Raw genomic sequence first — 23,704 nt, 5'->3', positions numbered from 1 at the left:
CAGACTCCGGGAGGATTTCACCACCGTTCGTTCCCACGCTCTGTGCGGGAACGATCAACAGGTGTACGCGATCAGTCGAAAGTGATGCCTTGGGCCAACGGCAGCTCGAGCGAATAGTTCACGGTATTGGTCTGCCGACGCATATACCCACGCCATGCATCGGAACCCGACTCACGACCTCCACCGGTTTCCTTCTCGCCGCCAAACGCACCGCCAATTTCCGCGCCACTCGGGCCGATATTGACGTTGGCAATCCCGCAGTCGCTGCCCAGCGCAGACATGAACTGCTCGGCTTCGCGCACATCGGTAGTGAAGATGCACGAGGACAGGCCTTGAGGCACGGCGTTGTTCAGGCGCAGTGCTTCGGCAAAATCGGTGTAGCCGACCACATACAGAATCGGCGCGAAGGTTTCAGTGCAGACCACATCGCTCTGCTCCGGCATTTCCACAATCGCCGGCGACACGTAGTAAGCGCTGGGGAATGTGTCTTCCAACTGGCGCTTGCCGCCAAACACCCGGCCGCCTTCGCTCAAGGCCTGCTCCAGGGCGTCCTGCATGTTTTCAAAGCTGTGTTTGTCGATCAGCGGGCCGACGAGATTGCCTTCCAGCGGATGACCGATGCGCACCTTGGAATAGGCAGCCTTGAGGCGGGTGACAATCTCTTCTTTCACCGATTCATGGGCAATCAACCGGCGCAGGCTGGTACAGCGCTGGCCGGCGGTGCCGACGGCGCTGAACAGAATGGCGCGCACGGCCATGTCCAGATCGGCGCTTGGGCCAAGGATCATCGCGTTGTTGCCGCCCAGTTCCAGGATGCTGCGGGCAAAACGTGCGGCGACTTTCGGCGCCACTTCGCGGCCCATGCGGGTGCTGCCAGTGGCGCTGATCAGGGCTACACGGGGGTCGTCCACCAGCGCGGCACCGGCATCGCGACCGCCGATGATCACCTGGCTCAGGTATTGCGGGGCGTCAGTGAAGTTTTTCAGGACGCGCTCGAACAGCGCCTGGCACGCCAGCGCAGTCAGCGGCGTCTTTTCCGAAGGTTTCCAGATCACCGCATTGCCGCACACCAGCGCCAACGTGGTATTCCACGCCCACACTGCTACCGGGAAGTTGAAGGCACTGATCACCCCCACCACGCCCAGCGGGTGCCAGGTTTCACGCATGTGGTGGCCTGGGCGCTCGGAGGCGATGGTCAAGCCATACAGCTGACGGGATAGGCCGACGGCGAAGTCGCAGATGTCGATCATTTCCTGCACTTCACCCAAGCCTTCCTGGGTGATTTTGCCAGCTTCCCAGGACACCAACTCGCCCAGGTCAGCCTTATATTCGCGCAGCACTTCGCCGAACTGACGCACCAGCTCGCCACGGCGCGGCGCCGGCACCTTACGCCAGGCTTCGAATGCATGCTCGGCGCGACTGACCTGCTGCTCCACCTCGGCGGCGCCTTCCCAGTGCACACTGGCAATTCGGCTGCCATCGATAGGCGAATGCACGGGTTGTTTACCCGACTGGTACAGCGCCGGGTTTACCCCGAGACGATCAAGCAATGCGGCAACCATGGGTCACTCCTTCAATCCACAAACAAAAATATGCGCCGCCAACTGACACGGCGATCCAGACCTTATTTGTAGCTGGCCCAAGACTTGCCAACAAACGACCATTAGGCGAGATATCATTCCGTTTATTCATGCTGAACGTGTCACGACAAGAAAAAAGAGGCCAACCGTGCTGAATAAAAGACATTTGCCCTCGATCACTGCCCTGCAGTGCTTCGAGGCCGTCACCCGCCACCTGAGCTTCACCCGCGCCGCCGAAGAGCTGAACCTGACCCAAAGCGCCGTCAGCAAGCAAGTCGCGCAGCTGGAAGAACTGCTGCAGCACCTGCTGTTTCTCCGGGTGCGCAGGCGTTTGCAGATGACCCCTGCGGGGGATCTGTACCTGGTGGAAGTACGAAAAATCCTCACCCAGGTGGAGATGTCGACCCATTACCTTCGTTCCTACGGCGGCGAGACCGAAGTATTGCGGGTGTCTACGCCCTACACCTTCGGCGCACGCTGGCTGGTGCCGAGGCTTAAGGGCTGGCGCTTGCGTCACCCGCAGATCCACCTGGACCTGTGCAACGAACAGGAGCCCGACGACTTACTACAAGGCCGCGCCGACCTCGCCTTTTACTTCGGCCAGGGTTCACGGCCCGGTACCGAAAGCCTGAAGTTATTCAGCGAAGAACTTGTTCCGGTGTGTGCACCGGGCAGCCTGCCTGCTCAACCGTTTACCGATCCCACGCAACTGAGCGAACTGGTCCTGCTGCAAAACGCCTCGCGCCCCCAGGGCTGGCACGATTGGTTCGCCAGCCAGGGCTACCAGACCGAACACAGCTACCACGGCCCGCGTTTCGATACCTTCTATATGTGCATCCGCGCCGCACAAGTGGGCTGTGGCGTGGCACTGTTGCCACGGTTCCTGGTGGAAGAGGAGTTGGCCGACGGCAAGTTGATCATCCCCTGGCAACACGCGATGCCGAGCCAGGATGCTTATTACCTGGCCTACCCCGAGCATTCGGCGCAAGTGCCCAAAGTGCGCGATTTTGTGAAGTGGATGATGGAACAGGTTGACGCAACCTGAAAAAACGCTAGCAAACCGACCTGCGTCTATGCGCCACTAGCGTCATTCCTTAATTGTGCGTAACGGTCGGCGCCCATCGCCGACCCGTCTGGAGATTCCCGTTATGAGCGAGAGTGTATTTGCCGATCGTATCGTGCAGAACCTGCTCGACACCGACTTCTACAAGCTGACCATGATGCAGGCGGTGCTGCACAACTACCCCAACGTGGAAGTTGAATGGGAGTTTCGCTGCCGCAACAGTGAAGACCTGCGCCCGTATCTGGCGGAGATTCGTTATCAGATCGAGCGTCTGGCCGAGCTGAGCCTGAGCCCCGACCAGCTGGGATTCCTGGAACGCATCAGCTTTATGAAGCCGGATTTCCTGCGCTTCCTTGGCCTGTTTCGCTTCAACCTGCGCTACGTGCAGACCGGTATCGAAAACGGCGAGTTGTTTATCCGCCTGCGCGGGCCGTGGCTGCATGTGATTCTGTTTGAAGTGCCGATGCTGGCCATCGTCAGCGAGGTGCGTAACCGCTATCGCTATCAGACCGTGATCCTCGAACAAGCGCGCGAGCAGTTGTACCGCAAGTTCGACTGGCTGACCGCCAATGCCAGCAGTGACGAATTGTCCGAGTTGCAGGTCGCCGATTTCGGCACTCGTCGGCGCTTTTCCTACCGGGTCCAGGAAGAAGTGGTCAACGTGCTCAAGCACGATTTTCCCGGACGTTTTGTCGGCACCAGCAACGTGCATTTGGCCCGCGAACTGGACATGAAACCCCTGGGCACCATGGCCCACGAATGGATCATGGCACACCAGCAATTGGGCCCACGGCTGATCGACAGCCAGATTGCCGCCCTCGATTGCTGGGTGCGCGAGTACCGCGGCCTGCTGGGCATCGCCCTGACCGACTGCATCACCACCGATGCCTTCCTCGGTGATTTCGATTTGTACTTCGCCAAGCTGTTCGACGGTTTGCGCCATGACTCCGGCGACCCGATAATCTGGGCGGAAAAAGCCATCGCCCACTACCACAAGCTGGGCATCGAGCCGATGAGCAAGACCCTGGTGTTCTCCGACAGCCTCACGCTGCCCAAGGCCCTGGAGATTTTTCGGGCGTTGCGGGGGCGTATCAATGTCAGCTTCGGCATCGGCACCAACCTGACCTGCGACATACCAGGTGTGGACCCGATGAGCATCGTGCTTAAAATGACCGCATGTAATGGCCAGCCCGTGGCGAAGATCTCCGATGAAGCGGGCAAGACCCACTGTACCGACCCGAACTTCGTCGCCTATTTGCGCCACGTTTTCAAAGTACCTGCCCTATCCAGCAAGGAGTGAATCATGCAAGCCGTACAGCGCGAGATTGCTGAACAGCTCAAGGTCCAAGCGCCGTTCAAAGACCAGGCCGCCCTGGAGGCGGAGGTCGCACGACGGATCACCTTTATCCAGCAATGCCTGCTTAACTCGGGGCTCAAGACATTGGTGCTGGGCATCAGCGGCGGCGTCGACTCTCTGACCGCAGGCCTGCTGGCCCAACGGGCCATGGACGAGTTGCGCGCGCGCAATGGCGATGAGGCCTACCGTTTTATCGCCGTGCGCCTGCCTTATGAAACCCAATTCGACGAACACGACGCCCAGGCTTCGGTGGACTTTATTGCCCCGGACGAGCGCCACACGGTGAACATCGGCCCAGCGGTCAAATCCCTGGCCAATGAAGTGGCAGCCTTCGAAGGCAAACATGCGGTCTCCCGGGATTTCGTGCTGGGCAACACCAAGGCCCGCATGCGCATGGTGGCGCAGTACACCATCGCTGGCGCGGCCGGGGGCCTGGTGATCGGCACCGACCATGCGGCGGAAGCGGTGATGGGCTTTTTCACCAAGTTCGGTGACGGCGCTTGCGACTTGGCGCCATTGAGCGGGCTAGTGAAGAACCAGGTACGGGAAATTGCCCGGCACTTCAATGCGCCGGAATCGCTGGTGGAGAAAATCCCGACCGCCGACCTGGAAGACCTTTCCCCCGGCAAGCCGGACGAAGCTTCCCATGGCGTGACCTATGCCGAGATCGATGCGTTTTTGCACGGTGAACCGGTGCGCGAAGAGGCGTTCCGGATCATCTGCGAGACCTATCGCAAGACCGAACACAAGCGGGTGATGCCGCTTGCGCCATAAGCGCTGAGCGCGATTGTGTGGCGAGCGGCTCGTCACACGTATCCAACCACAAAAAAAGCGCCTGAGAAGGCGCTTTTTTTATGCCTGCTGTCCTGATTACTTCAGGGTAACAGTGCCTTTCATCATCGAGATGTGGCCTGGGAACGAGCAGAAGAACGCGTAGTCGGTGCCAGCGGTCAACTTCGACACATCAAAGGTCACCGAATCTTTCTCGCCAGCACCGATGATTTTGGTGTGGGCGATGATGCGGGTGTCGCCTTCTTTCAGGTAGTTCTTGCCGATGCCAGCGGCCATGCCTTCAGTCGCCACCGGCTGCATGTCTGCCGCAGTAGTCAGCACCCAGTTATGGCCCATGACGTTCTTAGGCAAGCTACCGGAGTGAGTCAGCTCAACGGTAAACGTCTTGCAGCTTTTATCGATTTCAATGGCCTTGGTGTTAAAGGTCATCTGGTCAGTGGAGTCAACGGTGACCTTGCACTCTGCAGCAAGCAACTGGCCGCTAGCCAGAGTCAGCAGGGAAACAGCAACGAGTTTGGCAAACATGTGGATCTCCAAGGCAGGGTTAAAAAATGCATACAGCGACAAGATTGCCTGATACAGGCAGAAGTTCCCATGATCTGAATCAATAGATTGTATACAACTTTAGGCTATTGGCCTGATCGACACAATCAACCAGCCAAAGGGCTATCACCGGCCTATGCTCGATTCGTCATCACCTTTGGAGTACCAGCCATGCACCTCAATAGCCTGTTTCGCGGCCTGCTTGCCGCTTATGCCTGTGGCGCCAGCGGCACCTATGAAAAGAGCGAGCGCGAGGTTTAATCCTTTAAGACACGCCGGCCAACCTTTACTCTTTAGCCATTACTGAGCATGGAGTCAGGTATGTCCTTGAAGTCTGTATGTGTATTTTGCGGTGCCAGCAGCGGTACTAATCCAGCCTACCGTGAAGCGGCCATTGCCCTCGGGCGCGAGTTGGCCAAGCGAAAGCTGACCCTGGTATACGGCGGCGGCGCCGTCGGCCTGATGGGGATTGTGGCCGATGCTGCCCTGCAAGCCGGTGGCGAAGTGGTCGGAATCATTCCTGAAAGCCTGCAAGTCCTGGAAATCGGCCACAAGGGCCTGACTCGCCTGGAAGTAGTCGACGGCATGCACGCTCGCAAGGCGCGCATGGCCGAGCTGAGCGATGCCTTTATCGCCCTGCCCGGCGGCCTCGGCACCCTGGAAGAGCTGTTCGAAGTCTGGACCTGGGGCCAGCTCGGTTACCACGGCAAGCCGCTGGGTTTACTGGAAGTGAATGGTTTCTACAGCAAGTTGACCGGTTTTCTCGATCATATCGTCGGCGAAGGCTTCGTCCGCGCGCCCCATCGTGCCATGCTGCAAACCAGCGAATCGCCGGCTGAGCTGCTTGACGTACTGGATGCCTGGCAACCGCTGGTCCTGCCCAAATGGGTGGACCAAAAACCCGATTAACCCTTGGGACGCGATTAAAGGCAGAATACGCGCCGCTCAACCTCACCTTCGACCCCCAGAGGATCGCCCATGGCAAAACCTAATTACTCCTTCGCCAAACGTCAGAGAGACTTGGCCAAAGAGCAGAAGAAAGAGGAAAAGCTGCAACGCAAGAAAGTTGCAGCCGACGAAGAAGCTGGCGTACTGAACCCGGATGCAGAAGGTGAAGTGGCCACTGACGAGACCGAAACACCGAAAGATCAGGCGCCTGACGCCTAAGGCCTCTCACTGTGGCCGCTGCCAAGGCAGCGGCCACAGGCCTTATTTCAGTGGCATCACCGTCACCCGCACCTCCGGGTCATGACTCCCCCCTCCCAGAATCACCCCTCGCAACGGCGAAACATCGGAAAAATCCCGGCCCCAAGCCAGGGTGATGTGCTCCAGTGCCGGCTGCACATTATTCGTTGGATCAAAATCTACCCAGCCCAGCACCGGGCAAAATACCGAGACCCAGGCATGGGACGCATCGGCGCCAATCAGCCGTGGGTGGCCGGGCGGTGGCTGGGTCAGCAGGTAGCCGCTGATATAGCGCGCCGCCAGGCCTCGGGAGCGCAGGCACGCCAGCATCAAGTGGGCAAAGTCCTGGCACACGCCGCGCCGACGCTCCAGCACTTCCACCAGCGGCGTGGCGACTTGGGTGGCTTCGGCATCGAAGGTGAATTCGCTGAAAATCTTTTCCATCAGCACCTGGGTGCCCAGCAACAACGGACGGCCCAGTGGAAAACAGCTTTCGGAAAACTCGACGAAGCTTTTCTTCAGATGCACATAGGGCGATTCGAAACGATAGCGGCACGCCTCGATCACCTCGGGGGACAACGGCTGGCTGCTGTAGGTCAAGCTGCTGCGGGTTTGGTCCCAGGCTGGCGACTGGCTGAAATCCAGCACAGGCCGCGCGAAGACTTCCACCGTGAGCCCGGCGTTGACCAGCAACTCATCATGGGGCCGCTCGAACGCCAGGCGGGTGATCGGGTTGCCAAATACGTCCAGCTCATCCCGGCGCGAGGTCGGCTCAGGGCGGATGAGCAATTGCTGCACCGTACACTGCTGCCAGGCGCAGGGGCGCGGCCACAAGTGCGCCAACTGCTGGGCCAGGGACACCGGACTGTCGTAGTGGTAATGGGTATCGTGGAAAATCTGGTAACGGGCACTCATTACACGGACACCGTTTGCTGGCTGACATCATCAACATGGGCAAAATGGCGCAAGGCCAGGCGATCGGAGACTTGCCCGCTTTCATCGGCGACGGCCTGCAACAGGTCCGCCAGGCCATCGAGGGCGGCGCGCACGCTGGATTCGCCAAACAGCGGATTTTCCAGGCAGCCCAGGTCAAAGCGCGACAGTCGCTCCACCAACGGCGCCAGCCCGGTCTCCCGCGGCATACCGAAATCATCATTCAGACGACGCAGGGTGCGGCTCACCAGTTTGAGCTGGAACAGCACCGCATGGGGGTTTTGCTCATCCAGCAGCAACAGGTCCAGCACCGGGATCAATTGCGGCACCGCCAGGTAGCGGGAACGGTAAGTGATACTGCTATTGCCCAGTTCCAGCAACCATTCAAGCCCCGCCTGATCGAACACCGCCACGCCCCGCAGAAATGCCGTCAGGCTGCTGCTGAGAAACTGTAGACGCTCGATGCGCCGGCCCATCATCAAGAAGCGCCAGCCTTCGTCACGGGTCATGTCGTCCAAGGCAAAACCGGACAGCGCCGCCAGGGACATCACCAAGCGGTTGAGGAAGTCCAGCAGTTCGCCGAAATCTGGCTCTTGCGCCTCCAGCTCCACGGCTTCGCGCTGCAACTCCACCAAGGCCTGCCAGTTTTCACGGGACAGTTTGCCGCGCACCTGGGACGCCGCCCACTGCAAGCGCTGCAAATTAGCCCGCAGGCTCGACGGCCAGTCATCGCCAAGCAAAGCCGCCAGCAGCCGCTCAGGCAACTCGCCCTTTTGCGGCAATAGTCGCAGCGTCTCGCCCAGTTCCACCGCCGCTTGCAGCGCTTGCGGGTCGCCTGCGTCGACATAACGTGCGAGGACGATCCGCAGCCAGCGGGCGCTGTCATCACAGCGTTCACAATAACGGCCGAACCAGAACAGGTTTTCCACCACCCGCGACGGCAGGTACGGATCACGTCGAATCAAGTCATGGGCGCCAATAGAACGCGGCGCACGCCACTGCTCGCCACCAGGGGCACGTTCGCCGAGCACCCAGGTGTCCTTGCTCGCCCCGCCGCGCTGCATCGACACCACTTCAGCATCGGCTTCGGCGGCCACGCGGGTCAGGCCACCGGGCAGCACCCGGTAACCGTCGGCGCTGGCGACGGCGTAGACGCGCATGCCGATGGCGCGATGTTGTAGATGTTCGTCGACGGTATGCCAGATCGGCGCCTGGGACAGTTGCGCCAGCTCTTGGGCAACGTAGGCATAAGGCCGCGCCCGCATGCGTTCGGCCAGGGCCTGGCGTTGTTCGTCGTTCAGGTCGCGACCAAATACCGGGGCGAAGCTTTGCGACGGGAACGCCGGCTTGATCACCAGCTCCGGCAGTTTCTCCAGGGCTTCGGCCAGTACCGGCGCTTCGCCGCACCACCAGGTGGCGATGGACGGCAGGATCAGCTCTTCGCCAAACAGAAACTGATTGATCTTCGGCAGAAAACCCAGCAACCCGGGAGACTCCAGCACACCGCTGCCCAGGGCATTGGCCACCAGCACATTGCCTTGGCGCACGGCGTCCAGCAGCCCCGGCACGCCGAGGGCCGAGTCGGTGCGCAGCTCCAGCGGGTCACAGAAATCATCGTCCAGGCGGCGCATGACGGCATGGACCCGGCGCAGGCCGCTGAGGGTTTTCAGGTAGACCGTGGCGTCGCGCACCGTCAGGTCGCCGCCTTCTACCAGCGGGTAGCCGAGCTGGCGGGCGAGGTACAGGTGTTCGAAATAGCTTTCGTTGAAACGGCCCGGGGTCAGCAGCACGATCAGCGGTGGCTGGTCATCACTCGGCGCCTGGCGGGCCAGGGTTTCCTGTAGGGTGCGGAAGAAACCGGTGAGGTGCTGCACCTGCAAGTCGCGGTACATATCCGGAAACGCACGGGACACGATGGTGCGGTTTTCCAGGGCATAACCAGCGCCGGACGGTGCCTGGGTACGGTCGGCGGTGACCCACCAGTGGCCATCGGGGGTGCGCGCCAGGTCCACGGCATACAGGTGTAGAAACGCACCCTCGGGCGGCTGTATGCCCTGGCACGGCCACAGGAAGTTGTTATGGCCGAACATCAGTTCTGCTGGTAACAAACCCTCGGCGATCAGCCGTTGCGGGCCGTAGAGGTCCGCCAATACCGCATTGAGCAACCGCGCACGCTGGGCGATGCCGGCCGACAGGTGCTTCCACTCATCCGCTGCCAGCACGTGGGGCAACAGGTCCAGTTCCCACGGCCGATCGGCGCCCTTGGGGTCGGCGTAGACGTTGTAGGTCACGCCGTTTTCCTGGATCTGCCGGGTCAGCAAGGCTTGGCGCTGAGCCAGTTGCGCCGGGGTGCTGCGTTGCAGATGGCCAAGCAGGCGCTGCCAATGGCCGCGGACCGCGCCGCTGTCGTCCAGCAGTTCGTGATAAGTGCCCGCGGTTAGCGGGTAACGGTCGAGCAAGTCGGGCATGGAACGCTCGGCAGAGGCAAGGGAAGTCAGAGTGTGGGAGCCGGGCTTGCCCGCGATGCAGGCACCTCGGGGCATCAGGTGTACCGAGGTGATGCTATCGCAGACAAGCCCACATTATAGATTTGTTGTTTTCGGGATTATGTAGATTCAATCCTCTATTTTTTTCGCAAAACGGCGCAAATCCAGGGTCATCGGCAATTCGTCGTTAATCACCACCGCCGGCACGGGCAACGTTCCAGGGCTGTGACCCAGGTGGAAAAACCGCGCCATGCGCCGGCTCTCGGCTTCATTGGCATTGACTGGCAGGCTGTCGTAATTGCGCCCGCCCGGATGGGCGACATGGTACTGACAACCGCCCAATGAGCGTTGCATCCACGTATCGAAAAGATCGAATACCAGCGGCGCATGAACCGGGATGGTCGGCTGCAAACAGTTGGCCGGCTGCCAGGCACGGTAACGCACGCCAGCTACAAACTCACCGACCCGCCCGGTAGGTTGCAGCGGTACTGGAATGCCGTTGCAGGTCAGCAGATACCGTTGCGGCGCCAAGCCGCTCACCTTGACCTGCAAACGCTCCAGGGACGAATCGACATAACGCACCGCGCCCTCTTCTCCCAGCACATGCCAGGGCTCCAGGGCCTGGCGCAGTTCCAGTTCAATGCCGCTGACGGAGTAATCGCCAACCTTGGGGAAGCGAAACTCCAGGTGCGCAGCAAACCACTCTGCACGCAGCGGATAACCGGCAGCGTTCAGTTCGACGATGACATCGGCAAAGTCCTGCTCGATAAAGTGCGGCAGCAAGAAGCGGTCGTGCAATTGCGTACCCCAGCGCACCAGCTTCGGCGGTGCATAGGGCTCACGCCAGAACCGCGCTACCAGCGCCCGCAACAACAGTTGCTGGGTCAGGCTCATGCGCGCATGGGGAGGCATCTCGAAGGCCCGCAATTCCAACAGGCCAAGGCGGCCGGTAGCGCCGTCCGGCGAGTAAAGCTTATCGATACAGAATTCGGCGCGATGGGTATTTCCGGTGACGTCTATCAGCAGGTTGCGCAGCAGTCGGTCCACCAGCCAGGGCGGGCACTCCTCACCGGGCACCGGCATTTGCGCGAAGGCGATTTCCAACTCGTACAGCGCGTCGTTGCGAGCTTCATCGACCCGTGGCGCCTGGGACGTCGGGCCGATGAACAAGCCGGAAAACAAGTAGGACAACGACGGGTGGTTATGCCAGTAGCTGATCAAGCTGCGCAGCAGATCGGGACGACGCAGGAACGGCGAATCCGTGGGCGTAGCACCGCCGAGGACAAAGTGGTTACCGCCACCGGTACCGGTGTGACGGCCGTCGATCATGAATTTCTCGGTGGTCAGGCGGGTTTGCCGCGCTTCTTCATAGAGGAATTCGGTGCGTTCCACCAACTCGTCCCACGTGGCGGACGGTTGCACGTTAACTTCGATCACGCCTGGGTCCGGCGTGACCCGGAAGTTGCTCAGGCGGACGTCGCTCGGTGGCTCGTAGCCTTCGAGCAGCACCGGGCAATGCAGCTCTTGGGCGATGGCTTCGATAGCGGCCACCAGCTCCAGGTAGTCCTCGACCCGCTCCAGAGGCGGCATAAACAGGTACAGCCTGCCATCTCGCGCTTGCGCGCAGAGGGCGGTGCGGGTGAGCCAATCGGCGGATTCGTCGATCTTCGCAATACGATCGTCGCTCAGGGCCGGTTCGCCGTGGCTTTGCAGCTGCGCCGTCGTCGGAAGATCAGGCAAATCCTGATTGGGGTCGGTGGGATGCACGAACGGATACTCCGCCGCCGTCACCCAAGGCTGCGAGGCCAATGGCAGACGATAGCCCAAGGGCGAATCACCCGGCACCAGGCGGCAATGGTTATCCCGCAGGTACCAGCGCCCGCTCTGCCAGCAGTCATTAGCCGCCGTGCGCGCCAGCGGCAGCACCTGGCCAATGACTTTATCCAGACCCTGGCTGAAGACCTTGCGCAGGCGGTCACGCTCAAGGTCGTCGCCCAGGCGTGGGTCTTGCGCGGTGACGTTCTGAGGCAAGGCGCCTTCGCGCCACAGGTAATAGAAATTGTCCTCGTAGGCCGGGAACACAAAGTGCGCAGGCAACTTCAAGCGCTCGGCAACGCTGGCGAGAAAACGCCCGGCCATCACGCCATCAGCGCCGTAGTCTTGTTGTTCATCGGCAATCAGCGCGCTGTTGTGCCAGATCGGCACGCCATCCCGACGCCAGTAGCAATTGAGCGACCAGCGCGGCAATTGCTCGCCGGGGTACCACTTGCCTTGGCCGAAGTGCACCAGGCCCTTGGGCGCGTAATGCTTGCGCATGCGCTGGAACAGTTCGGCAGAGAGCCGGCGCTTGTCCGAGCCCAGGGCTGCGGTGTTCCATTCGGCGCCGTCGGGGTCGTCGATGGAGACGAAGGTCGGCTCGCCACCCATGGTCAGGCGCACGTCGTCCTTGAGCAGGTCACCATCGATCTGCCGGCCCAAGGCCTGGATCGCCAGCCATTGTTCTTCGGTGTAGGGCTTGGTCACCCGTGGGGCTTCCCAAATACGCTCCACCGACATCTCATGGGTGAATTCGCACTCGCAAGGTTCCACCAGGCCACTGATGGGCGCCGCTGAAGACGGATCGGGACTACAGGCCAATGGGATATGGCCTTCACCGGCGAATAGGCCGGAAGTGGCATCGAGACCGATCCAGCCGGCACCCGGCAAATACACTTCACACCAGGCGTGCAGGTCGGTGAAGTCCACTTCCGTGCCGGATGGGCCGTCGAGGGCTTTGACGTCGGCGGTCAATTGAATCAGGTAACCGGAAACAAACCGTGCTGCCAAACCAAGATTACGCAGCAGTTGCACCAACAGCCAGGCCGAATCGCGGCACGAGCCGCAAGCGTTTTCCAAGGTGAATTCCGGGGCTTGCACCCCCGGTTCCATACGGATCAGGTAGCCGATGTCGGCGGCCAGGCGCTGGTTGAGGCCCACCAGAAAATCCACGGCAGGCAGTGGCGTACGGTCGATGCCTGCCAGGTACGCGGCGAGCTTCGGCGTCATCGGCAAAGTTTCCAGGTACGGCGCCAGTTCGCGTTGCTCATCGGCGGCATAGCTGAACGGGATTTTTTCGGCGTAGGGCTCAAGGAAAAAGTCGAACGGATTAAACACCGCCATCTCGGCAACCAGGTCGACTTCAATACGCAACTCGTCAGTCTTTTCCGGGAATACCAGGCGCGCCAGGTAATTGCCCTGGGGGTCTTGCTGCCAATTGATGAAGTGTTGCTGCGGCAGCACTTTCAGCGCGTAGGACAAAATCCGCGTACGGCTATGGGCCGCCGGACGCAAACGCACAATCTGAGGGCCCAGTTCGACCGCGCGGTCGTAGCGGTAATGCGTAACGTGGTGCAACGCGACATGAATCGACACGGCGGCCTCCTGCGAGCCAGAGCATGAAACAAAGCGCGCAAGACTTATGCCAGTGCGGCGGTCATTGCGCTTTATCGTGGGACCCGGTGCAGTACAGCACCAAAACGGCGCGATGGCTGCCGTCGTGGTGCGAGGGTTGCACAGATTTGTGCCAAGAGCGTGAGGGCGGGTGGTGAATCTACCCAGGTGGAGTGGGATTACCCGGCGCCGTGATCTGCCCTGACGTCGATTCACGCTTCCTCCCCACACTCGGTCGCCCTCATGCAGTTGCGCTTCACTTCGTTCGCTGTGGTCAGCTTACGGCGGGACGTTCATCCACAAGATTGCGCCCATGCCGGGCGCTAGAAAGCAAAACGCCAGCACGAAGGCTGGCGTTTTGTGATTCAGGCTGCGATCAACGCGGCACGACCGGTTTGCGGGCTGGCTTATTGCCTTTGCCCTTGGCCGCATCGGTGCGCTCTTTGGCGGCCTGCTTATTGCGGGCAAACGCCGCAGCCTTGGCCTGTTCACGCTTGTCCCACGGGTTAGCACCATCACTGGCACGCGGCGGCAAGCCGGTGTGCTGGGTGAGGATCTTGGTGGTGGTTTCCTTGGCAACCTTATGGCTACCAGCCGGCGTCGAGTTTTTGCGACGGGCGCTCTGATAGCTGTCGGTGGCAGGCTGGTGCAGCGGGATCAGTTGATCCTTGCCCGACCCGATCAGCTCGGCGCGGCCCATGCGGGTCAGTGCTTCACGCAGCATCGGCCAGCCTTTCGGGTCGTGGTAGCGCAGGAAGGCCTTGTGCAGGCGGCGCTGCTCTTCGCTCTTGACGATGGTCACCGAGTCACTCTTGTAGGTGACTTTGCGCAGCGGGTTCTTGCCCGAGTGGTACATCGCCGTGGCGGTGGCCATTGGCGAGGGGTAGAACGCTTGCACCTGGTCGGCACGGAAGCCGTTGCCCTTGAGCCACAGGGCCAGGTTCATCATGTCTTCATCGGTGGTGCCGGGGTGGGCGGCGATGAAGTACGGGATCAGGTACTGCTCCTTGCCCGCTTCCTTGGTGTACTTCTCGAACATGCGCTTGAACTTGTCATAGCTGCCGATGCCCGGTTTCATCATCTGGTTGAGCGGACCTTCCTCGGTGTGTTCCGGGGCGATCTTCAGGTAACCACCGACGTGGTGGGTCACCAGTTCCTTGACGTATTCCGGCGACTCGACCGCGAGGTCGTAACGCAGGCCAGATGCGATCAGGATCTTCTTCACACCCGGCAACGCACGGGCGCTGCGGTACAGCTGGATCAGCGCCGAGTGGTCGGTATTCAGGTTCGGGCAGATGCCAGGGAACACGCAGGATGGCTTGCGGCACGCGGATTCAATTTCCGGGCTCTTGCAGGCAATGCGGTACATGTTCGCGGTCGGCCCGCCGAGGTCGGAGATGACGCCGGTGAAGCCCGGAACCTTGTCGCGGATCTCTTCGATTTCGCGAATGATCGACTCTTCGGAACGGTTCTGGATGATCCTGCCTTCGTGCTCGGTGATCGAGCAGAAGGTGCAGCCACCGAAGCAGCCACGCATGATGTTCACCGAGAAGCGGATCATGTCGTAGGCCGGAATTTTTTCCTTGCCATATACCGGGTGCGGAACCCGTGCGTAAGGCATGCCAAACACGTAGTCCATTTCTTCGGTGGTCATGGGAATGGGCGGCGGATTGAACCACACGTCCACTTCACCGTGCTTCTGCACCAGGGCGCGGGCGTTGCCGGGGTTGGTTTCCAGGTGAAGTACGCGGTTGGCGTGGGCATAAAGCACCGAGTCACCACGGACTTTTTCTACCGATGGCAGACGGATCACGGTCTTGTCGCGAGTCATGCGCGGGCTGGCCAGGATCTGTACGACCTTGGCTTCCTGCGGGTCTTCAGACGGGCCCTTTTCCTGCTCGATGGCGCAGGCCTGGGTGTCCTGAGTGTTGACGTACGGGTTGATGATCTTGTCGATCTTGCCCGGACGGTCGATGCGTGTGGAATCGACTTCGTACCAGTCTTTTGGCGTGTCACGACGAATGAACGCGGTGCCGCGCACGTCGGTGATGTCTTCGATCTTGTGACCGTAGGACAGGCGCTGAGCGACTTCGACAATGGCCCGTTCGGCGTTGCCGTACAGCAGGATGTCGGCGCAGGCGTCGATCAGGATCGAGTTGCGTACGCGGTCCTGCCAGTAGTCGTAGTGGGCGATGCGGCGCAGGGAAGCCTCGATACCACCGAGCACGATCGGCACATTCTTGTAGGCTTCCTTGCAGCGCTGGCTGTAGACCAGGCTCGCACGGTCCGGGCGTTTGCCAGCCATGCCGCCAGGGGTATAGGCGTCGTCGGACCGGATTTTCTTGTCGGCGGTGTAGCGGTTGATCATTGAGTCCATGTTGCCGGCCGCGACACCGAAGAACAGGTTCGGCTCGCCGAGCTTCATGAAGTCGTCTTTGGACTGCCAGTTGGGCTGGGCAATGATCCCGACGCGAAAGCCCTGGGACTCCAGCAGCCGGCCGATGATTGCCATACCGAACGATGGGTGGTCGACGTAGGCATCACCGGTGACGATGATGATGTCGCACGAATCCCAGCCAAGCTGATCCATCTCCTCCCTGCTCATCGGCAGGAATGGCGCAGGACCGAAACATTCGGCCCAGTACTTGGGATAGTCAAATAACGGCTTGGCTGTTTGCATGACGATGACCGGTGTTGAGATGAAAAATCGCGGGCGCGGAATATAGCACAAAATTTGACCAATTCCGACTATAACGCTCGGAAATTATCAGCCTCTATTAGCCCGTGAACGCTTGCTGGCCAGCGACGAATTATTCGTCGTCGAAGTTATAACTGCCCGGCGCGAGGTTTTCAAAACGGGTGTATTTACCGATAAACGCCAAGCGTGTGGTGCCGATTGGACCGTTCCGCTGTTTACCGATGATGATTTCGGCGATGCCCTTGTGCTCGGTCTCCGGGTGATAAACCTCGTCCCGGTAAACGAACATGATTACGTCAGCATCCTGTTCGATCGCTCCGGATTCGCGCAAGTCAGAGTTGATCGGGCGCTTGTTCGGGCGTTGTTCCAGGGAGCGGTTGAGCTGGGACAGGGCAACCACCGGGCAGTTGAATTCCTTGGCCAAGGACTTCAACGAACGGGAAATCTCGGAAATCTCGTTGGTCCGATTGTCGCCGCTGGAACCGGGGATCTGCATCAGTTGCAGGTAGTCGATCATGATCAGGCCAACCTCGCCGTGCTCACGCACCAGACGACGGGTCCGCGCACGCATTTCCGAGGGACTGATACCCGCAGTGTCATCAATGAACAGCTTGCGATCGTTGAGCAGGTTGACCGCCGAGGTCAGGCGCGGCCAGTCGTCATCTTCCAGGCGGCCGGCGCGGACCTTGGTCTGGTCGATGCGGCCCAGAGACGAGAGCATCCGCATGATCAGCGATTCACCTGGCATCTCCAGCGAGTAGACCAGGACGCACTTCTCGCTACGCAGTACGGCGTTCTCCACCAGATTCATGGCGAAGGTGGTCTTACCCATGGACGGACGGCCGGCGACAATGATCAGGTCAGACGGCTGCAAGCCACTGGTCATGCCATCGAGGTCGGTATAACCCGTAGATAAGCCGGTGATGGCGTTATCGGTATTGAACAGGGTATCGATGCGGTCGATAGCCTTGGTCAACAGGTCGTTAACGCTCACCGGGCCTCCGGTTTTCGGCCGCGCTTCGGCGATCTGGAAGATCTGCCGCTCTGCTTCGTCGAGGATCTCTTCGGCCGTACGCCCTTCCGGGTTAAAGGCGCTGTCAGCGATCTCGGCAGCGATACCGATCAATTGCCGCAGCGTCGCCCGCGCACGCACGATTTGCGCATAGGCCTTGATGTTGGCGACGGACGGGGTGTTCTTCGCCAACTCGCCCAGGTATCCAAGACCGCCCACTTGCGAGGTCTGACCTTCCTTGTCCAATTGCTCGGCAAGGGTCACGACGTCGATGGGGGAATTCAGATCAGCCAGTTTGGCGATGGCGCGGAAGATCAGGCGGTGGTCATGTCGATAGAAATCACCGTCCGAGACTTGATCAAGCACGCGCTCCCAGGCGTTGTTGTCCAGCATCAGACCACCGAGCACGGCCTGTTCGGCCTCGATGGAGTGCGGTGGCACCTTCAGGGACGCGGTTTGCAGATCGTATTGCTCAGGAGCGGAGATATCGTTCATGGCCACTTGAAATTAGGGGGCTGTAGAAAAACAAAAGGCACGACCTGTGAACAGGATCGTGCCCGATGTTAACCGTCTGGCACGCGAGGTGCCAGTCAGTTAGGTGCTGCTTAAGCTGCTACCACAACAACGCGTACGGTTGCTTCGACTTCAGCGTGCAGGTGCACGGCTACATCGAATTCGCCAACGTTGCGGATGGTGCCGTTCGGCAGACGAATTTCGCTTTTCGACACTTCAACGCCGGAGGCGGTCAGTGCGTCAGCGATGTCGTGGGTGCCGATCGAACCGAACAGCTTGCCTTCGTCACCGGCGGTGGCAGTGATAGTCACTTCCAGCTCAGCCAGTTGGGCAGCGCGAGTTTCGGCCGAAGCTTTTTTGTCTGCTGCTGCTTTTTCAAGCTCTGCACGACGCTCTTCAAACGCAGCCAGGTTGGCAGCGGTTGCAGCGGTGGCTTTGCCGTATGGCAGCAGGTAGTTACGACCGTAACCGGCCTTAACGTTCACTTTGTCGCCCAGGTTGCCCAGGTTGGCGACTTTTTCCAGAAGGATCAGTTGCATGTGAAAATCCTCTAACTTTTAACCTTCACCGTTCGCGTTGTCGGCGTCTTTCGGCGCCAGACGACCGCGAAAATCAATCAGGCCGTCGACAATGGCCAAAACCACGAGTAACGGATAGATCAGCTGCATGAACAGCAACAGCGTCACGTACAACCCCACCAGCCAGAACCTGGCCAGTCGCTTTTGCGCCACCAGCCCATGAATCAAGGCCAGCCCGGCGAACACCAACGGTACGCTGCACAACGGCGTTAACATGGCCATTTGCGGACCGAAGTTCGGTCCGACAAGCATGCACGCCAGCAGCAACATCGCCGGTCCTGCTGGGATTCTGATACTACGAAACTCGCGACCAAAACCACCCGGGTTGTACAACAACGCCTGCCAGTAGCGCCCAAGAATCAGGCTCAGCACACTGACGACCTGCAACAATGCCGCAATCAGGCCGGTAAGAACCGGTGCAACCAGTGAAGCAAAGCGCGCTCGCTCCTCTACCGATAACTGCTGGTAGAGCTCCCCGAGGGCCAAGGGCAGGATCTTGACGATTTCCTGCGCCAGCGCCTCGATTTGCGGGTGGAAAGCCGCGCCTAACGATACCGAATACACCAACCCCAATGCCACGCTGACCAGCAGCGTACGGCTCCAGGACTCACTTGCGCGTAAAACCAACGCAAGTCCCGATGACCCCAGCAGCACCAGAAGTACCCGTGGATCATCGAATTGCAGCCACCAGACCAAGGCTGGCAGCAGTCCCAGGGCAACAACACCCAAGGCGTCCTTCAAACCGCGCCGCAGGAGCACAAGGCATCCAGCGGCAGCACCCAACCAATACAACAACGGCAATGCTGCACATCCAGCCACTACTAGAGTGGCCTGCACACGACCGCGCATGATGAACTCAGCTAAGGCGCGCATGCATTCAATCCCTTACTACTTGTCGACTGCCCGGTCTCAGCGGCCGTGGCTGTCGGTGTAGGCCAGCAGGGCCAGGAAGCGGGCGCGCTTGATAGCGGTGGCCAGCTGACGCTGATAACGAGCTTTGGTACCGGTGATGCGGCTTGGAACAATTTTGCCGGTCTCGGATACGTAGGCTTTCAGAGTGTTGAGATCTTTGTAATCGATCTCCTTCACTTCTTCAGCGGTGAAGCGGCAGAACTTACGACGACGGAAGAAACGTGCCATGTAATTGGCTCCTTAAAAGGTCCGTGGATTACTCGTCAGCGTTATCGCTGGCGTCGCTGTCATCACCATCAACGCCATCGGCGCTGTCGGAGTGCTCAGGACGGTCGCGACGCTCACGGCGCTCACTGCGGTTTTCTTCAGCCTTGAGCATCTCGGATTGGCCGATAACGGCTTCTTCGCGACGGATGACCAGGTTACGGATCACTGCATCGTTGTAGCGGAAGTTGTCTTCCAGCTCGGACAGAGCCTTGCCGGTGCACTCAACGTTCAGCATCACGTAGTGAGCCTTGTGAACATTGTTGATTGCATAGGCCAGTTGACGACGGCCCCAATCTTCCAGACGGTGGATTTTGCCGCCGTCTTCTTCGATCAGCTTGGTGTAACGCTCAACCATGCCGCCGACTTGCTCGCTTTGATCCGGGTGGACCAAAAAGATGATTTCGTAATGACGCATGAATGCTCCTTACGGGTTGTAGCCTGCCGCTAAAAAACGGTCAGACAAGGAGTGAATGACACTTATGGATCTTGCCGCAGGGTAGGCACATGTGTGCCTGCCAGGTAGGCAAGGGGCGCAATTGTAGAGAAGGGAAAGAAAGGGCGCAAGGCAATTGGTGATTATTTGAACAATCACAGACACTGCGAAAAATGTGAGCCTGGCCCTAACGCTGTAGGAGCGAGCTTGCTCACCCCTACAGTAGATAGTGCGCGAATCAGGACTTCTTGGCTTTGGCCTTGGCGCCGCGCTGACGCAGCGCTTCGAACAGGCACACGCCCGTCGCTACCGACACGTTGAGGCTGCTGACGCTACCCGCCATCGGCAGGTTCACCAGGTAATCACAATGCTCGCGGGTCAGGCGACGCATGCCCTTACCCTCGGCCCCCATGATCAGGATGGTAGGACCGGTGAGGTCTTGGTCATAAATGCTGACCTCGGCCTCCCCCGCTGTGCCGACAACCCACAAGCCGCGCTGCTGGAGCTTCTCCAGGGTGCGCGCCAGGTTGGTCACCGCCACCAGCGGAATTACTTCCGCCGCACCACAGGCCACTTTGCGCACGGTAGGCGTCAAGGTGGCCGACTTGTCCTTGGGAACGATCACCGCCAGCGCACCGGCAGCATCCGCCGAACGCAAGCAGGCGCCGAGGTTGTGGGGATCGGTCACGCCGTCGAGCACCAACAGCAACGGCGCACCTTCAGTGCGATCGAGCAACTCATCGAGCATCGCCTCGCCCCAGACCTGGCTCGGACTCACGTCCGCCACCACACCCTGGTGCACGCCTTCAACCCAGACGTCCATTTCGCGACGCTCGGCCTGGCCCACGGCCACGCGATTTTCGTTAGCCAGTTCGATCAGCGTTTGTACCCGCGGATCATTGCGACCTTCCGCCAGCCAAACCTGCTTGACGCGTTTTGGGTGGTGACGCAGCAACGCTTCTACGGCGTGTACGCCATAGATTTTTTCCAGACTCATGACTTGGCCTTAGGTTTGCGCGACCCGCCGCTTTTCGCGGGAGCCGAACCCGCTTTTGGCGGGCCTTTACGGTGTTTACTCGGCTTGCTCGACGGCTTTTCCGCCCCCTGGGACTTTCCCGCAGACGCCGCTTTACCACCGCTTTTCGCTTCGTTGAGCAATGCCTGCTTCAACTCACGGCTCTTGCGCAGCTCGGCGTTTTTCGCCGCAGCATCGCCTGGACGGTAAACCTCAGGGGCTTTTTCCTTGGTCGACGTGCGACGACCAGCAGCCTTGGCCGGTGCAGACTCGACAGCGGCTTTCGCAGGGACGCCCTTGCCAGCAGGAGCAGTGGCTTCAGCGCCACGCTTCTTGCGGCCAATCGGTGCGGCAATGGTTTTTTCCGCCATTTCGAAGTCGATCTTGCGTTCGTCGAGGTCGACGCGCATGACCCGTACTTCCACGGTGTCGCCCAAGCGGAAGCTGCGACCGGTGCGCTCGCCCGCCAGACGGTGATGCACAGGGTCGAAGTGGTAGTAGTCACCCGGCAAGGCGGTGACGTGCACCAGGCCTTCGACGTAGATGTCAGTCAGCTCGACGAACAAGCCAAAACCGGTCACCGCAGTGATCACACCAGGGAACGACTCGCCAACACGGTCTTTCATGAACTCGCACTTGAGCCAATTCACCACGTCGCGGGTGGCTTCGTCGGCGCGACGCTCGCTCATGGAGCACTGTTCGCCCAACTGTTCCAGGGCCGCTTCGTCGTACGGATAAATCCGCGCCTTCGGAATGGTCATGGCACCGGCGCGCTGGACGTGCGGGGTGTTCTGCTTGGAATGGATCACGCTACGGATCGCCCGGTGCGTGAGCAAGTCCGGATAACGGCGAATCGGCGAGGTGAAGTGGGTGTACGCCTCGTAATTCAGGCCAAAGTGACCCTGGTTATCAGCGCTGTACACCGCCTGGCTCAAGGAACGCAGCATGACGGTCTGGATCAGATGGAAATCCGGACGGTCCTTGATGCTCGCCAACAAGGCCTGGTAATCCTTCGGCGACGGGCCGTCCTTGCCTTTGTGCAGGGACAGGCCAAGCTCACCGAGGAAGGCGCGCAGTTTTTCCAGACGCTCCGGCGGCGGACCATCGTGAACCCGATACAGCGCAGGAATCTCGTGTTTCTTCAGGAATTCGGCGGTGGCCACGTTGGCGGCCAGCATGCATTCCTCGATCAGCTTGTGCGCATCGTTACGGGTAGTCGGAGTGATTTCGGCGATCTTGCGCTCGGAACCGAAGATGATCCGGGTTTCCTGGGTTTCAAAATCGATCGCGCCACGTATATGACGTGCGTCCAGCAATACCTTGTACAGCGCATAAAGCTGCTTGAGGTGCGGCACGACATGGCCGTACTCATCACGCAGAGTCTTGGCTTCGCTGGTTTTCGGCTGCTCCAGGATGGTGCTGACCTTGTTGTAGGTCAGGCGCGCCTGGGAGTGGATCACTGCCTCGTAAAACTGGTAATCGGTCATTTCGCCGGTTTTCGAGATAGTCATCTCGCAGACCATGGCCAAGCGGTCGACTTTCGGGTTCAGCGAGCACAAGCCGTTGGACAACTGCTCAGGCAGCATCGGAATTACGCGCTCGGGGAAATACACCGAGTTGCCGCGCACCTGGGCTTCATTGTCCAGGGCCGAACCGATCTTCACGTAGCTGGACACGTCGGCAATGGCGACGAACAATTTCCAGCCGCCGGAGAACAGGCGCAGCTTGCCAGGCTTGGCTTCGCAATAGACCGCATCGTCGAAGTCACGAGCATCTTCGCCGTCAATGGTGACGAACGGCAGATGGCGCAGGTCGATGCGTTTCTCTTTGTCTTTTTCTTCGACTACCGGCTTGAGCTTGGCAGCCTCTTTCAGCACAGCTTCAGGCCAGACGTGAGGAATATCGTAGGTGCGCAACGCAACATCGATTTCCATGCCCGGCGCCATGTAGTTGCCGACCACTTCAACGATATCGCCCTGAGGCTGGAAGCGTGGAGTTGGCCAATGGGTGATTTTCACCTCGACAAACTGACCGACCTTCGCGGCGCCGTTACGGCCCGGCGTGACCAGCACTTCCTGCTGGATCTTCGGGTTATCCGGAATCACGAAGCCGATGCCACCCTCTTCGAAGTACCGGCCGACGATAGACTCGTGGGCGCGCGATACCACCTCGACGATCACGCCTTCGCGACGACCGCGACGGTCCAGACCCGACACGCGTGCCAGAGCACGATCGCCATCGAACACCAAGCGCATTTGCGCCGGGCTCATGAACAGGTCGTCGCTGCCGTCGTCCGGGATCAGGAAACCGAAACCATCACGGTGGCCGGCAATGCGACCAAGGATCAGGTCGAGCTTGTCCACGGGCGCGTACGTGCCACGGCGGGTGTAGATCAACTGAGCATCGCGCTCCATGGCGCGCAAGCGGCGGCGCAGGGCTTCGAGTTGGTCTTCGGTGGTCAGACCGAATTCTTCAACCAACTGCTCGCGGCTAGCAGGCGAACCCCGATCGGCGAGATGCGCCAGAATCAGTTCGCGGCTAGGAATAGGGTTTTCATATTTTTCCGCTTCACGAGCGGCCTCGGGATCGAGGGACTGCCAATCGGCCATTAGAGAGTTTTCACCTTGTCTATATGCGGGTTAGTTTGGCATACGCGTATTGAAACGGGAAATTTCAGACATCAACAAGCTCGTAAAAACACTTTGTAGCCCCTGGAACGCACCTTGCGCGACCGCCCGGGAAATTTTCCAGGCTTTTTTGATGACAGGGGTTTACAGTTTAAAAGGTGGTCCGTATAGTGCGCGCCATCGACGACGGCAACGTTGCCGATACTGCCCAGATGGTGAAATTGGTAGACACGCCAGCTTCAGGTGCTGGTGACCGCAAGGTCGTGGAAGTTCGAGTCTTC

At 59.9% G+C, this 23,704-nt stretch carries 18 protein-coding genes; 5 read left to right on the top strand and 13 right to left on the bottom strand.

Annotated elements, in window-relative coordinates; genetic code table 11:
* Positions 1 to 71 precede the first annotated feature (71 nt).
* Complete coding sequence (amaB, locus tag AAEZ06_RS20205) at positions 72 to 1,562, bottom strand: L-piperidine-6-carboxylate dehydrogenase (protein WP_350615874.1); 1,491 nt, start codon at positions 1,560 to 1,562, stop codon at positions 72 to 74.
* A gap of 166 nt (positions 1,563 to 1,728) precedes the next feature.
* On the opposite strand from amaB, the gene AAEZ06_RS20200 reads away from it, so the two are divergent.
* From AAEZ06_RS20200 to nadE, 3 genes are all read left to right on the top strand, one after another.
* Complete coding sequence (locus AAEZ06_RS20200; protein WP_149411139.1) at positions 1,729 to 2,625, top strand: LysR family transcriptional regulator; 897 nt, start codon at positions 1,729 to 1,731, stop codon at positions 2,623 to 2,625.
* A 103-nt stretch (positions 2,626 to 2,728) separates the two neighbouring features.
* Entirely contained in the window at positions 2,729 to 3,943 is a 1,215-nt protein-coding gene (pncB, locus tag AAEZ06_RS20195) for a nicotinate phosphoribosyltransferase (protein WP_133101446.1), read from the top strand.
* A gap of 3 nt (positions 3,944 to 3,946) precedes the next feature.
* Positions 3,947 to 4,774, top strand: a complete 828-nt coding sequence (gene nadE / locus AAEZ06_RS20190) for an NAD(+) synthase (protein ID WP_149411140.1) — start codon at positions 3,947 to 3,949, stop codon at positions 4,772 to 4,774.
* Positions 4,775 to 4,870: 96 nt separating this feature from the next.
* Here the strand turns inward: nadE and azu are convergent, their stop codons facing one another.
* Complete coding sequence (gene azu / locus AAEZ06_RS20185) at positions 4,871 to 5,317, bottom strand: azurin (protein ID WP_149411141.1); 447 nt, start codon at positions 5,315 to 5,317, stop codon at positions 4,871 to 4,873.
* A 339-nt stretch (positions 5,318 to 5,656) separates the two neighbouring features.
* Here azu and AAEZ06_RS20180 point away from each other — a divergent pair, with 339 nt between their 5' ends.
* Positions 5,657 to 6,244, top strand: a complete 588-nt coding sequence (locus AAEZ06_RS20180; protein ID WP_149411142.1) for a cytokinin riboside 5'-monophosphate phosphoribohydrolase — start codon at positions 5,657 to 5,659, stop codon at positions 6,242 to 6,244.
* Between the two features lie 69 nt (positions 6,245 to 6,313).
* Positions 6,314 to 6,502, top strand: coding sequence for a hypothetical protein (locus tag AAEZ06_RS20175; protein WP_133101442.1), 189 nt, complete (start codon positions 6,314 to 6,316; stop codon positions 6,500 to 6,502).
* 42 nt (positions 6,503 to 6,544) lie between these two features.
* Here the strand turns inward: AAEZ06_RS20175 and AAEZ06_RS20170 are convergent, their stop codons facing one another.
* The 11 genes from AAEZ06_RS20170 to rnr form a co-directional block, all read right to left on the bottom strand.
* Positions 6,545 to 7,435 carry a transglutaminase family protein gene (locus AAEZ06_RS20170; RefSeq protein WP_149411143.1) on the bottom strand — a complete coding sequence of 297 codons (891 nt, stop codon included), beginning with the start codon at positions 7,433 to 7,435 and terminating at the stop codon, positions 6,545 to 6,547.
* Positions 7,435 to 9,921 (bottom strand): circularly permuted type 2 ATP-grasp protein, encoded by a 2,487-nt coding sequence (locus AAEZ06_RS20165; RefSeq protein ID WP_149411366.1) that lies wholly within the window; start codon positions 9,919 to 9,921, stop codon positions 7,435 to 7,437. Before AAEZ06_RS20165 ends, AAEZ06_RS20170 begins: the two co-directional genes overlap by 1 nt.
* Before the next feature lie 147 nt (positions 9,922 to 10,068).
* Positions 10,069 to 13,350 carry a transglutaminase family protein gene (locus AAEZ06_RS20160; protein WP_149411144.1) on the bottom strand — a complete coding sequence of 1,094 codons (3,282 nt, stop codon included), beginning with the start codon at positions 13,348 to 13,350 and terminating at the stop codon, positions 10,069 to 10,071.
* 394 nt (positions 13,351 to 13,744) lie between these two features.
* A complete protein-coding gene (locus tag AAEZ06_RS20155; protein WP_149411145.1) occupies positions 13,745 to 16,048 on the bottom strand; it encodes a YgiQ family radical SAM protein in 2,304 nt (767 codons plus the stop codon).
* A 130-nt stretch (positions 16,049 to 16,178) separates the two neighbouring features.
* Complete coding sequence (gene dnaB, locus AAEZ06_RS20150) at positions 16,179 to 17,573, bottom strand: replicative DNA helicase (RefSeq protein WP_149411146.1); 1,395 nt, start codon at positions 17,571 to 17,573, stop codon at positions 16,179 to 16,181.
* A gap of 110 nt (positions 17,574 to 17,683) precedes the next feature.
* Positions 17,684 to 18,130, bottom strand: coding sequence for a 50S ribosomal protein L9 (gene rplI / locus AAEZ06_RS20145; RefSeq protein WP_133101434.1), 447 nt, complete (start codon positions 18,128 to 18,130; stop codon positions 17,684 to 17,686).
* Between the two features lie 18 nt (positions 18,131 to 18,148).
* Positions 18,149 to 19,042, bottom strand: a complete 894-nt coding sequence (locus AAEZ06_RS20140; RefSeq protein WP_133101433.1) for a YybS family protein — start codon at positions 19,040 to 19,042, stop codon at positions 18,149 to 18,151.
* Positions 19,043 to 19,078: 36 nt separating this feature from the next.
* Positions 19,079 to 19,309, bottom strand: a complete 231-nt coding sequence (gene rpsR, locus AAEZ06_RS20135) for a 30S ribosomal protein S18 (protein ID WP_003171373.1) — start codon at positions 19,307 to 19,309, stop codon at positions 19,079 to 19,081.
* 28 nt (positions 19,310 to 19,337) lie between these two features.
* Entirely contained in the window at positions 19,338 to 19,763 is a 426-nt protein-coding gene (gene rpsF / locus AAEZ06_RS20130; protein WP_131428048.1) for a 30S ribosomal protein S6, read from the bottom strand.
* Between the two features lie 256 nt (positions 19,764 to 20,019).
* Positions 20,020 to 20,778: a 23S rRNA (guanosine(2251)-2'-O)-methyltransferase RlmB gene (gene rlmB / locus AAEZ06_RS20125; RefSeq protein WP_149411147.1), complete on the bottom strand. Its 759-nt coding sequence runs from the start codon at positions 20,776 to 20,778 to the stop codon at positions 20,020 to 20,022.
* On the bottom strand, positions 20,775 to 23,405 hold the full coding sequence (rnr, locus tag AAEZ06_RS20120) for a ribonuclease R (RefSeq protein WP_149411148.1): 2,631 nt from the start codon (positions 23,403 to 23,405) through the stop codon (positions 20,775 to 20,777). The genes rlmB and rnr overlap by 4 nt, the downstream gene beginning before the upstream one ends.
* Positions 23,406 to 23,704 lie beyond the last annotated feature (299 nt).

The organism is Pseudomonas sp. HY7a-MNA-CIBAN-0227 (assembly GCF_040310325.1).
Classification (GTDB): domain Bacteria; phylum Pseudomonadota; class Gammaproteobacteria; order Pseudomonadales; family Pseudomonadaceae; genus Aquipseudomonas.
This window is presented reverse-complemented; position numbering and strand designations above follow the sequence as displayed.